The 11894-nt window shown below is 59.3% G+C and carries 12 protein-coding genes and 1 pseudogene; 6 read left to right on the top strand and 7 right to left on the bottom strand.

The features are described 5' to 3' along the window. Positions 1 to 99: 99 nt before the first annotated feature. Positions 100 to 558 carry an HIT family protein gene (locus AC4PS7_RS17115; protein ID WP_010209505.1) on the bottom strand — a complete coding sequence of 153 codons (459 nt, stop codon included), beginning with the start codon at positions 556 to 558 and terminating at the stop codon, positions 100 to 102. 101 nt (positions 559 to 659) lie between these two features. On the opposite strand from AC4PS7_RS17115, the gene AC4PS7_RS17110 reads away from it, so the two are divergent. After that, positions 660 to 989, top strand: a complete 330-nt coding sequence (locus AC4PS7_RS17110) for a winged helix-turn-helix transcriptional regulator (protein WP_010209504.1) — start codon at positions 660 to 662, stop codon at positions 987 to 989. On the opposite strand, the gene AC4PS7_RS17105 is transcribed toward AC4PS7_RS17110, so the two are convergent. Then, positions 986 to 1768 carry an SDR family oxidoreductase gene (locus AC4PS7_RS17105; protein WP_176332170.1) on the bottom strand — a complete coding sequence of 261 codons (783 nt, stop codon included), beginning with the start codon at positions 1766 to 1768 and terminating at the stop codon, positions 986 to 988. The genes AC4PS7_RS17110 and AC4PS7_RS17105 overlap by 4 nt on opposite strands. Positions 1769 to 1960: 192 nt before the next feature. After that, positions 1961 to 2629 carry a signal peptidase I gene (gene lepB, locus AC4PS7_RS17100; RefSeq protein WP_029529106.1) on the bottom strand — a complete coding sequence of 223 codons (669 nt, stop codon included), beginning with the start codon at positions 2627 to 2629 and terminating at the stop codon, positions 1961 to 1963. A gap of 112 nt (positions 2630 to 2741) precedes the next feature. On the opposite strand from lepB, the gene AC4PS7_RS17095 reads away from it, so the two are divergent. The 3 genes and pseudogenes from AC4PS7_RS17095 to AC4PS7_RS17085 all read left to right on the top strand — a co-directional run. Further along, entirely contained in the window at positions 2742 to 3305 is a 564-nt protein-coding gene (locus AC4PS7_RS17095; protein WP_042572126.1) for a dihydrofolate reductase family protein, read from the top strand. A gap of 15 nt (positions 3306 to 3320) precedes the next feature. Continuing rightward, a complete protein-coding gene (locus AC4PS7_RS17090; RefSeq protein WP_044287369.1) occupies positions 3321 to 4019 on the top strand; it encodes a Type 1 glutamine amidotransferase-like domain-containing protein in 699 nt (232 codons plus the stop codon). A gap of 22 nt (positions 4020 to 4041) precedes the next feature. Continuing rightward, positions 4042 to 4173, top strand: a pseudogene (locus AC4PS7_RS17085) (DUF6124 family protein); the annotation flags it as partial. A gap of 211 nt (positions 4174 to 4384) precedes the next feature. Here the strand turns inward: AC4PS7_RS17085 and cysS are convergent. Both cysS and AC4PS7_RS17075 read right to left on the bottom strand, forming a co-directional pair. Then, positions 4385 to 5773: a cysteine--tRNA ligase gene (gene cysS, locus AC4PS7_RS17080; protein ID WP_010209498.1), complete on the bottom strand. Its 1389-nt coding sequence runs from the start codon at positions 5771 to 5773 to the stop codon at positions 4385 to 4387. A 42-nt stretch (positions 5774 to 5815) separates the two neighbouring features. After that, a complete protein-coding gene (locus AC4PS7_RS17075) occupies positions 5816 to 7516 on the bottom strand; it encodes a glutamine--tRNA ligase/YqeY domain fusion protein (protein ID WP_492179637.1) in 1701 nt (566 codons plus the stop codon). 248 nt (positions 7517 to 7764) lie between these two features. On the opposite strand from AC4PS7_RS17075, the gene AC4PS7_RS17070 reads away from it, so the two are divergent. Continuing rightward, positions 7765 to 8268: a peptidylprolyl isomerase gene (locus tag AC4PS7_RS17070; RefSeq protein ID WP_010209496.1), complete on the top strand. Its 504-nt coding sequence runs from the start codon at positions 7765 to 7767 to the stop codon at positions 8266 to 8268. Next, on the top strand, positions 8265 to 9014 hold the full coding sequence (lpxH, locus tag AC4PS7_RS17065) for a UDP-2,3-diacylglucosamine diphosphatase (RefSeq protein WP_069672533.1): 750 nt from the start codon (positions 8265 to 8267) through the stop codon (positions 9012 to 9014). Before AC4PS7_RS17070 ends, lpxH begins: the two co-directional genes overlap by 4 nt. Positions 9015 to 9163: 149 nt before the next feature. Here lpxH and AC4PS7_RS17060 read toward each other — a convergent pair whose 3' ends face one another. Together AC4PS7_RS17060 and AC4PS7_RS17055 are read right to left on the bottom strand one after the other, a co-directional pair. Next, positions 9164 to 10693: a DHA2 family efflux MFS transporter permease subunit gene (locus tag AC4PS7_RS17060; protein WP_010209494.1), complete on the bottom strand. Its 1530-nt coding sequence runs from the start codon at positions 10691 to 10693 to the stop codon at positions 9164 to 9166. Beyond that, positions 10693 to 11892: an HlyD family secretion protein gene (locus AC4PS7_RS17055; protein WP_010209492.1), complete on the bottom strand. Its 1200-nt coding sequence runs from the start codon at positions 11890 to 11892 to the stop codon at positions 10693 to 10695. Before AC4PS7_RS17055 ends, AC4PS7_RS17060 begins: the two co-directional genes overlap by 1 nt. Positions 11893 to 11894: the final 2 nt, after the last annotated feature.

Genomic DNA, 11894 nt, shown 5'->3' with positions numbered 1-11894 from the left:
GTGGGAGCGGCTTGCTCGCGAACGCGGTGTGTCAGAAACACATACAGTGACTGATACTCCGCTTTCGCGAGCAAGCCCGCTCCCACATTGGGTTGTGTATCAGACATAAGACCTGATGTGCGCTGCCAATTCCGCCAGTTCAGCATCATCCGCCCGCACATAATCGTGGGACGAGATATAGCCCTCGTACGCCTCGAAGAACTTCTCCACCTTGGAGCTGATCGGCTTGAAGGTACTGTCACACCCCGTCCCGTGCATGGGAAACAACTTCGCATGCAGGTGGTCCACCCCATACCCTTCCAGCATCATCCCGGTGCGCGCCACATCCGGAAACGCCCGGTCGATCTGCAACGCGGTCTTCTTCGCCGCTATCGCGAGCCCGGCCAACACTTCATCCGACTGCGCAAACGCATAGCTGCCGTAATGCTGCTTGGGGATCACTACGCTGAAACCCGGCGTATTGGGGAAGATCGACAAAAATGCCATATGCTGGTCGTCTTCCCACAGGATGTGCGCCGGGGAAGTCTTTTTAACGATGCTGCAGAAAATACATTCCATTTGAATCACCGCCAGTTGGGTCGTGGCGACCATCTAAAGCCAGGATCAGGCGGGCGTCAAAATAAATGCGCATTTTCCGAAATGCCCCAAGGACGTATGCGATGAGCAAAACCTACACCCCCGCCACCGCCGCAGCCGATGTCGAAACCACCCTCGCCTGGCTCGGCGGGCGCTGGAAGCTGATCATCCTGTTTCACCTGTTCGGCGGCCAGGTGCAGCGTTATTCCGACCTTGAACGGCTGATCCCGGATATCTCACAGAAGATGCTCGCTCAACAATTGCGCCAGCTCGAAGCCGATGGTCTGGTGCAGCGCACGGTCTACCCGGTGGTGCCGCCCAAAGTGGAGTACCGCATGACCGAGTGGGGCCAGAGCCTGTGCCCGGTGCTGGATGGCCTGCTCAAATGGCAGGCCGCCAAAACGACACGCTAGACCGTGGGCACGGTGCCGCCGTCGATCACGCACTCGGTACCGCTGATCGACGCGGCGCGGGGCGAGACCAGGAAAGCGATCAAATCAGCCACTTCCTCAGGCTTTGCAGGCCGACCCAAAGGTATGCCACCCAGCGCCTGCATGATGATCTGCTTGCCACCTGCGTAATCGGTTCCGGCTTCGTCCGCCAGACGCTCTGCCAGCGCGACCGCCGCATCCGTCTCCACCCAACCCGGCGAAACCCGCACGACCCGAACGCCCTTGGGCGTCACTTCTTTCGACAGGCTCTTGCTGTACGTCGCCAACGCTGCCTTTGCAGCGGCATACGCCGTGGTCGATTCCGGCAACGGCAACTCCCGCTGGATCGACGTGACATGAATGATCACACCTGCCCCACGCTCGACCATGCCCGGCAACAGCGCCCGATCCACGCGCACCGCCGCCATCAGGTTCTGGTTGAGCGCATTCGCCCATTGCTCATCATCGAGCACCGCAAAACCACCGCCCGGCGCACTCGAACCGCCGAGTACATTGACGATGATATCCACACCGCCAAATTGCTCCTTCACCGCCTGGGTAGCGCTGGTGCAACCGGCGACAGTGCCCAGGTCGGCGGCGATGAAATGCACACCCTCGGGTGGCGAAACCACCGCCGAACGCGCGACCGAAACCACCTGGGCGCCCTGCTCCTGCAACACGGCAACCACGGCCGCACCGATACCTTTGGTGCCACCGGTGACCAGCGCGCGAAGGCCTGTTAGTCCGAGATCAAAGCTCATGGAACCTACTCCTGGTTAAAAGAAAACCCAGGATAGGAACGGGACGAACAGGCCACAAGAACGCACGAAAAGGTAATGGGCTCACTCAAAAGTAAGTGCCCGGATTCATGGGGCCTGCGCAACACACCCAACGGAAGGAGCCGGCTTGTCAGCACCTAGCGATGCATCGGGTGGCAATCGATGCGCTCGCCGTTACAGGATCTTTGCACCAAATCTGTTCAGGCGTGGCATCCAATGATCCAGGATGTCCGCAGAGGCCAGCACATGATGTGCGCGCCCGATCAGAAGCCGACGTGGCACGAAGCCGATGTACCGCGAGTCATCGCTGTTATCGCGGTTGTCCCCCAGCATGAAATAGCTTTCGGCCGGCACCACCACCGGCCCGAAATCACGCAACGCGCGCACCGTCGGCATGAACTGCACCGTGCGCTGACGGTTGGCCACCCACTCATTCAGCTTGATCCCCGGCACCGTATGGCCGGGAACAATCGGTTCGCTGATGTCTTGCGCATCACTGTAGGTAGCAGGCACGCCGTTGACCCACAACACTTCATCTTTCATTTCCAGGGTGTCACCGGGAATGCCGACAATGCGCTTGATCAGGCGCATGCCATCCTTGGGCGACGAGAACGTCACCACGTCACCGCGCTGAGGGTTATCGAGCCTGGCCAGGGAAATGTCCGTGAGCGGCACCTTGAGGTCATACGCCACCCGGTTCACCAGCACCACATCGCCCTCCAGCAAGGTCGGGCGCATGGAGCCAGAAGGAATGGGGTTCCAGTCAGCCAGGGACGTACGGAAAACGCCGAAGCACATCCAGAAAATGATTGCGTAACGGTAACGGATCAACCAACTTCGCATACATCCTCGCACTGCAGAAAGGGGTGTCAGGGCTGCTTCTTAGACGCCCGGTTGTTGCACGCGGGGATTAAATTAACATTAGCGTCCAAGCGCACTAAAAGGAGTTTCCGCCATGGATATCAAATGCTCAGTCTTCATCGCAGCGAGCGTCGACGGCTTCATTGCCCGTCCGGACGGTGATATCGACTGGTTGCATCGACCCGAGTATGAAGCCAGCGAGTTGAGCGGCGTGACCTATGAAAGCTTTATCGCCACGGTGGATGCGCTGGTGATGGGGCGCAAAACCCTGGAGAAAGTGCTGTCTTTTCCCGAGTGGCCCTATGAGGGTACGCCGGTCATTGCGCTCTCCCATCAGCCTCTGCGGATCCCTGCGCATCTGGAGGGCAAGTTGGAGGTCATGGCGGGAGACGTCACCTCACTCATGGCAACGCTAGCCGAACGCGGTATGAAGCACGTCTATATCGACGGCGGCCAGACGATTCAGACGTTTCTTGAAGCAGGCCTGGTCAATGAGCTGATCATTACGCGTATCCCGGTTGTGCTGGGGCAAGGTATTCCACTGTTCAACCAGCTTGGCAGTGAGCATGCGCTGCACCACGTCGGAACCTACGTGTCGGACAATGGTTTTGTTCAGAGCCAATATCAAGTGAGGGCAGGCGCTCGCGCCGCGCAATAGGGACTGGAGTTCAGGATGACTCAACACATTATTGTCATTGGCGGCGAGTCCACCGAAGACATGACCCGCATGACGCGTATCGATAAACACATCGTCGCGTCATCAGGCAAAACGCACCCTAGCGTGCTCTATATCTCCACCGCCAATGGCGATGACCGAATCAAGATTTCCGATTTCACCGCCAAATATGAAAGCGCTGGCTGTCGCGTAACCTCGCTGGCATTTTTTATTTCACCCTTCCCCAACGCCAATCATGTTTCATCACTCTTTGAGCAAGCCGACATCATTTACGTACCAGGCGGAAATACCCGCGCCATGTTGGCGGTCTGGCACGAATTTGCTGTCGTGGACCATCTGAAGAAGGCCTGGGAAAACGGCAAAGTCCTATGCGGTGTCAGTGCAGGCGCCATTTGCTGGTTCGAGCATGGGCATTCCGACTCAGGGGGAGCGTTTGCGCTGGTTCAGGGCCTGGGATTGCTGCCTGGAGCGCTGTGTCCGCATTTCAGCTCAGAAGCAGGAAGGGAAACCTCGTTTGTCGAGCTTGTTCAGCTTGAGGGGATACAACCCGCGTACGCGGTCGACGATGGCGTCGCTTTGCATTTCAAGGACGGTAAGTACCACGAGACGATCTATAACGACGCAACGAGTAACGCCTATAAAGTCAGTACAAGGCCCCCCTACCTAGCACAGGTATTGCAAACTTCAGGCGAGTAAGCGAAGCAAGGAAATTTCCGACAGCAGTCATTTGGCTTTTGAGATCGACGGCAATCCTCGCAGCGTGGCCTTGGGAATGTGTCGGATGCTGGAGGGGATCCAGCTAATGGTGGATAAAACACTAAGCCTCAAAGACCATTCGACTCACACATAAATCTGAAACCGAAGAGTTCGCAAAGTGCGCACGGTAAAAAATGTGGGAGCTGGCTTGCCTGCGATTGCAGCAGGTCAGTCAACATTTCCGGTGACTGACAGTCCGTCATCGCAGGCAAGCCAGCGCCCACAGTAGATCGAGTGAGCCGTTAAACGGTGTGCAAAAAAACGCCCCGAACCAGTCGGGGCGTTTTTCATTTAGCGTTTACCGATCAAGCCTGATCAGCCAACCGCCATGTCGTCCCACCCTTGCCGTCTTCCAACACCACACCCATCGCGGTCAATTGGTCACGGATACGGTCGGACTCGGCCCAGTCTTTGTTGGTGCGCGCAGCCAAACGCGCCTGGATCAACGCATCCACTTGCGCCGCATCCACACGCCCTTCAGCGCCGGCTTGCAGGAAGTCATCGGCTTCCATCTGCAACACGCCCAGCACGCTGGCCAGCTCTTTCAAGCGTGCCGCCAGGCCCGCCGCTGCATCAAGATCGCTCTCGCGCAGGCGGTTGATCTCGCGCACCATTTCGAACAGCACCGCGCAGGCTTCGGGGGTGCCGAAGTCGTCGTTCATGACTTCGGTAAACCGTGCCACGAACGCTTCGCCGCCAGCCGGGGCAACGGCGGGCAGGCCTTTCAACGCATGGTAGAAACGCTCCAGGGCGCCTTTGGCGTCCTTGAGGTTGTCTTCCGAGTAGTTAATGGCGCTGCGGTAGTGGCTGGACACCAGCAGGTAACGCACCACTTCCGGGTGGTACTTTTCCAGCACGTCGCGGATGGTGAAGAAGTTGTTCAAGGACTTGGACATCTTCTCGCCATTGATGCGGATCATGCCGCAGTGCATCCAGGCGTTGGCGTAGGTCTTGCCGGTGGCGGCTTCGCTTTGGGCGATTTCGTTTTCGTGGTGCGGGAACTCGAGGTCGCTGCCGCCGCCATGAATGTCGAAGGTGTCGCCCAGGCAGCAGGTGGACATCACCGAGCATTCGATGTGCCAACCCGGACGGCCCGCGCCCCATGGCGATTCCCAGCTCGGTTCGCCCGGCTTGGTGGCTTTCCACAGCACGAAGTCGAGCGGGTCTTGCTTGGCTTCGTCGACTTCGATGCGTGCGCCGATACGCAGGTCTTCGATTTTCTTGCGCGACAGCTTGCCGTAGCCCATGAACTTGGCGACGCGGTAGTACACGTCGCCGTTGCCTGGGGCGTAGGCGTAACCCTTGTCGATCAGGGTCTGGATCATCGCGTGCATGCCAGGGATGTGATCGGTGGCACGCGGTTCCATGTCCGGCTTGAGGATGTTGAGGCGGGCCTCGTCCTCGTGCATCGCAGCAATCATGCGCTCGGTCAGCGCGTCGAACGACTCGCCGTTTTCGTTGGCGCGATTGATGATCTTGTCGTCGATGTCGGTGATGTTGCGCACATAGGTCAAGTCATAGCCGCTGAACCGCAACCAGCGGGTCACCAGGTCGAAGGCAACCATGCTGCGGCCGTGGCCGATGTGGCAATAGTCGTACACGGTCATGCCGCACACATACATGCGCACCTTGTTGCCATCCAGCGGCTTGAAGACTTCTTTGGTTTTGCTCAGCGTGTTGTAGATCGTTAGCACGATGCTTCCTTTTCTCTCTATGCAAAGCCGCTCACGGCTGCATCACTGGCCCCACGAATCACGCAAGGTCACGGTACGGTTGAATACCGGCTGACCGGGTTTCGAGTCCTTGATATCCGCGCAGAAGTAACCTTCGCGCTCGAACTGGAAACGATCTTCCGGCTGTGCGTCGGCCAAAGATGGCTCGGCACGACAACCCGTCAGTACTTGCAGGGAGTCAGGGTTGATGTTGTCGAGGAAGCTGGCGCTGTCTTCAGCCTTTTCAGGGTTCGGCGAGCGAAACAGGCGATCGTACAGGCGCACTTCACACTCGATGCTGGCCGCCGCCGGCACCCAGTGGATCACGCCCTTGACCTTGCGGCCTTCAGGGTTCTTGCCCAGGGTGTCCGGGCCGTAGGAGCAACGCAGTTCGACGATGTTGCCATCGGCGTCCTTGATCGCTTCGTCGGCGCGGATCACGTAGCTGCCGCGCAAGCGCACTTCGCCGTTCGGCTCCAGGCGCTTGTAGCCCTTTGGCGGCTCTTCCATGAAGTCATCGCGGTCGATGTAGATTTCGCGGGCGAACGGCAGCTTGCGCACGCCGAGCTCTTCTTTCTGCGGATGACGCGGCAGTTCGAGGTGGTCGACTTTGTCTTCCGGGTAGTTGGTGATCACCACCTTCAACGGACGCAGCACGCACATGGCGCGCGGAGCGTTGGCATCGAGGTCCTGGCGGATGCTGAATTCGAGCATGCCGAAGTCGACCACGCCGTCGGAACGGTTGGTGCCGACCATGTCGCAGAAGTTGCGGATCGAAGCAGGTGTGTAGCCACGGCGACGGAAACCCGACAGCGTGGACATGCGCGGATCATCCCAACCGTGTACGTGCTTTTCATCCACCAGTTGCTTGAGCTTGCGCTTGCTGGTGATGGTGTAGTTCAGGTTCAAGCGGCTGAACTCGTACTGGCGCGGGTGCGCCGGTACCGGCAGGCTGTCGAGGAACCATTCATACAGCGGACGGTGGCTTTCGAACTCCAGGGTGCAGATGGAGTGGGTGATGCCTTCGATGGCATCCGACTGACCGTGGGTGAAGTCGTAGTTCGGATAGATGCACCACTTGTCACCGGTCTGGTGGTGATGGGCGTGGCGGATGCGGTACATGATCGGGTCGCGCAGGTTCATGTTCGGCGAGGCCATGTCGATCTTGGCACGCAGTACGCGGGCGCCGTCCGGGAACTCACCGGCGCGCATGCGGGCGAACCAGTCCAGGTTCTCTTCCACCGAGCGGTCGCGGAACGGGCTGTTCTTGCCCGGCTCGGTCAAGGTGCCACGGTATTCCTTGGCCTGCTCCGGGGTCAGGTCGTCAACGTAGGCCTTGCCGGCCTTGATCAGCTCGACGGCCCAGTCGAACAACTGGTCGAAATACTTGGAGGCATAGCGCACTTCACCGGACCATTCGAAGCCCAGCCACTTGATGTCGCTTTCGATGGCGTCGATGTATTCCTGGTCTTCCTTGGCCGGGTTGGTATCGTCGAAACGCAGGTGCGTGACGCCACCGAACTCCTGGGCCAGGCCGAAGTTCACACAGATCGACTTGGCGTGACCAATGTGCAGGTAACCGTTGGGCTCTGGCGGGAAGCGGGTGACGATCTGCGTGTGCTTGCCCGAATCCAGGTCCGCCTGGATGATCGGGCGCAGGAAATTGACCGGGACGGCAGGTCCGGCCTTGGAATTCGAGGTAGGGTCGACAGTGGGCTTGCTCATAGGATCCTTGAACAGACGAGTACGTGGCCGGGCTAGGCCGACAAAACAAAGGCGATATCATAGCTGATGCTGTCAAGTACCTGACAGAGCGAGGCCGAAAACTGCTGCATTTATTGCATCGGCGGTAAAAAACCACCTCGAAATTCCTGCAGGGCACGCTAAACTGCGCGCCTTGGCCGCAGTTTCGCCATACCGGTCGTGGTGCCCAGGCACCCAAACCCACGAATTCCCTGAAAAGAGTAGTGAACATGACTCAAGTCAAACTGACCACCAACCACGGTGACATCGTCATCGAGCTGAACGCCGAGAAAGCGCCGATCACCGTCGCCAACTTCATCGAGTACGTGAACGCCGGCCACTACGAAAACACCGTTTTCCACCGTGTCATCGGCAACTTCATGATCCAGGGCGGCGGTTTCGAGCCTGGCATGAAAGAAAAGAAAGACAAGCGTCCAAGCATCCAGAACGAAGCGGACAACGGCCTTTCCAACGACAAGTACACCGTCGCCATGGCCCGTACCATGGAGCCGCATTCGGCCTCCGCGCAGTTCTTCATCAACGTCGCCGACAACGCCTTCCTCAACCACAGCGGCAAGAACGTACAGGGCTGGGGCTACGCGGTATTCGGTAAAGTGACCGAAGGCCAGGACGTCGTCGACAAGATCAAAGGCGTGCAGACCACCGGTAAAGCCGGTCACCAGGACGTTCCGGTAGAAGACGTTATCGTCGAGAAAGCCGAGATCGTTGGGTGATATTGCTGATTTCAGATTTGCATCTGGAAGAGGAGCGCCCGGATATCACCCGGGCGTTTCTGGATCTGCTCCACACCCGCGCCCGTGGCGCCCAGGCGTTGTACATTCTGGGGGACTTCTTTGAAGCCTGGATTGGTGACGATGGGATGACGCCCTTTCAGCGCTCGATTTGCGCAGCCCTGCGCGAACTGAGCGACAGCGGCACCCCGATTTTCATCATGCACGGCAACCGCGACTTCCTGATCGGCAAGGCGTTCTGCAAAGCAGCAGGTGCCACCTTGCTCAAGGACCCGAGTGTCGTGCAACTCCATGGCGAGCCCGTGCTGTTGATGCATGGCGACAGCCTCTGCACCCGCGACGTCGGCTATATGAAGCTGCGACGCATCCTGCGCAACCCGATTGTGCTGTTTATCCTGCGGCACCTGCCCCTGAGCACGCGCCATAAACTGGCACGCAAGCTGCGCAGTGAAAGCCGCGCGCAGACCCGCATGAAGGCCAACGACATCGTTGATGTAACCCCCGAGGAAGTGCCACGGGTGATGCAGCAGTTTGGCGTGCGCACCCTGGTCCACGGCCATACGCACCGCCCCGCCATTCACAAGTTGCAGATTGGCGATCAAGCGGCCAAGCGCATTGTGCTGGGGGATTGGGACAAGCAGGGCTGGGCGTTGCAGGTGGATGAGCAAGGGTTTCAGTTGGCGGCATTTGATTTTGTGAACCCGCAATTGGCGTTGCCTGGCGCCTGACCCTCCCCCTGATTCCCTGTGGATCGAGATCTAAATGTGGGAGCGGGCTTGCTCGCGAAGGCGGTGGCTCAGTCGATACATGAGTTGACTGGCACACTGCCTTCGCGAGCAAGCCCGCTCCCACATTTTTGACCGCTTACATCCTGTGATCAGTGCCCGGAAGCTTCCGGCCCGGCCTTCGCGCCAAACGGCGGCTTGGCCAGCCACACCAGCAGCATCAACCCCATGAACATCCACCCCAGCAACGTGAAGTAGTCCACGGTGGACATCATGTACGCCTGGCTGGTGAGGATCTGGTCCAGCTGCGTGTAGGCCTTCTGCCCTGCCCCACCCAGTGCCTGCAGGGCATCGCGGGTGGCCGAATCGTAGGTGGTCATGTTTTCGCTCATGTACGCATGGTGCTGGTCTGCACGGCGAATCCAGATCCAGGTGGTCAGCGACGCCGCAAAACTACCGCCCAGGGTCCGCAGGAAGGTTGCCAGGCCAGCGCCGTCGGCAATCTGGTGCGGCGGCAGGTCGGACATCAAGATGCTCAGGGTCGGCATAAAGAACAGCGCCACGCCGATACCCATGAACAGCTGCACCAGGGCGATGTGCTGGAAGTCCACTTCATTGGTGAAGCCTGCGCGCATGAAGCAACTCAAGCCGATCGCCAGGAACGCCAGCCCCGCCAGCAGGCGCAGGTCGAACTTGTGCGCGTACTTGCCGACAAACGGCGACATCAAGACCGGCAGGATGCCGATGGGCGCTACCGCCAGCCCCGCCCAGGTGGCGGTGTAGCCCATCTGGGTCTGCAGCCATTGCGGCAGGATCAGGTTGATACCGAAGAAACCCGCGTAGCCCAGAATCAACACAATGGTGCCGATACGGAAATTACGGTAGGCAAACAGCCGCAGATTCACCACCGGGTGTTTGTCGGTCATTTCCCAGATGACGAATACCGCCAGCGCAATCACCGAAATCGCCGCGCCAATGATGATGAAGTTGGATTCGAACCAATCCAGGTCATTGCCCTTGTCGAGGATGATCTGCAAGGCGCCGACACCGACAATCAGGCTCAGCAAGCCAACGTAGTCCATCGGCTGGTAACTGGTTTCGACCGGACGCTTCTTCAACTGTGAACGCACCACCATCACAGCAAAGATGCCGATGGGGACGTTAATGAAGAAGATCCACGGCCAGCTGTAGCTGTCGGTGATCCAACCGCCGAGGATCGGCCCTGCAATGGGCGCCACCACCGTGACCATCGCCAATAACGCCAGGGCCATGCCGCGCCTCGCCGGCGGGTAGACCGCGATCAGCAGGGTCTGGGTCATCGGGTACAACGGCCCGGCCACCAGGCCTTGTATGACCCGGAAGGCGATCAGTTCGGGCATCGACGTAGAAATACCACAGAGAAACGACGCCAACACAAACAGCAGGGTCGCCCACAAGAACAGCTTCACCTCGCCAAAGCGGCGGCTCAACCAGCCGGTCAGCGGCAAGGCAATCGCGTTGCTCACCGCAAACGAAGTGATCACCCAAGTGCCCTGCTCCGAACTCACGCCGAGGTTGCCGGAAATGGTCGGCAACGCCACGTTGGCGATGGTGGTGTCGAGCACCTGCATGAAGGTCGCCAGCGACAGGCCAATGGTGGCCATCAACAGGCTGGGTGGCGTGAAGGAGGCGTTATTGCTCATCAGCGTTGCACAGCCTTAGGCGCGGCGAGGCTGTTGTCATGGATCAACTGGTTGATCATGGCGTCAGCTTCAGCGAGTTGGCGGTCATACACGTTGGTGGTGAACGAGGCTTTCTGCGGCGCCTGTTGCGCCAGTACCGGGCCGCTCTGGTCGTGCAGGTCGACATTGACCAGGGTGCTCAAGCCCACGCGCAACGGATGCTTGGCCAGCTCATCGGCGTTGATATGGATACGCACCGGCACCCGTTGCACAATCTTGATCCAGTTACCCGTGGCGTTCTGCGCCGGCAGCAGGGCAAACGCGCTACCGGTACCGGCGCCCAGGCTGTCGATGGTGCCGCTGAATTTCACGTCGCTGCCGTAGATGTCCGACTCAATGTCCACCGGCTGCCCGATACGCATGTCGCGCAGTTGCGTTTCCTTGAAGTTGGCATCGATCCACAGCTGATTCAGCGGGATCACCGCCATCAATGCGGTGCCCGGTTGCACGCGTTGGCCCAGTTGCACGGTGCGCTTGGCCACATAGCCGGTGACCGGTGCGATCAGGGTGCTGCGCGCATTGGTCAGGTAGGCCTGACGCAATTGTGCGGCGGCGGCTTGCACGTCGGGGTGGGACGAGATCACGGTGTCATCCACCAAGGCATTGGTGGTTTTGAGTTGCTGCTCAAGGTTGGTCAGTGCGTTTTTCGCCGCCGTCAGGCTGTCACGGGCGTGGGACAGTTCTTCCTGGGAAATCGCCCCGCCCTGGGCCAGGGCTTTACGTCGGTTGAAGTTGTCCTGGGCGGTTTGCACGTCGGCTTTCTGCGCATTGACCTGAGCTTTCATGCCGTCGACGTTGCTGTACAAGCCACGCACCTGGCGCACGGTGCGCGCCAGGTTGGCCTGGGCACTTTGCAGGCCGACGGCGGCATCGTTCGGGTCAAAGTTGACCAGCACCTGACCCTCATGGACCAGGTCGCCATCGTCGGCGCCAATGCTGACCACGGTGCCGGTGACCAGCGGGGTGATTTCCACCACGTTGCCGTTCACGTAGGCGTCGTCGGTGCTTTCGTTGAAGCGGCCGTAGAGCTCATACCAGCCCCACACGCCCACCACCGCCAGGACGACGATCAGCGCCAGGCCGATCAGCATCACTTTGCGTTTGCGTGGGTTGTTGTCTTTAGGTTGTTCGGTTGCGTTGGTGTTTTCAGCAGTGGCCATGA

Source organism: Pseudomonas sp. DW-iso3 (assembly GCF_058725305.1).
Note: the sequence above shows the minus strand (reverse complement) of the source record. Positions and strands in the feature narration are given on the sequence as shown.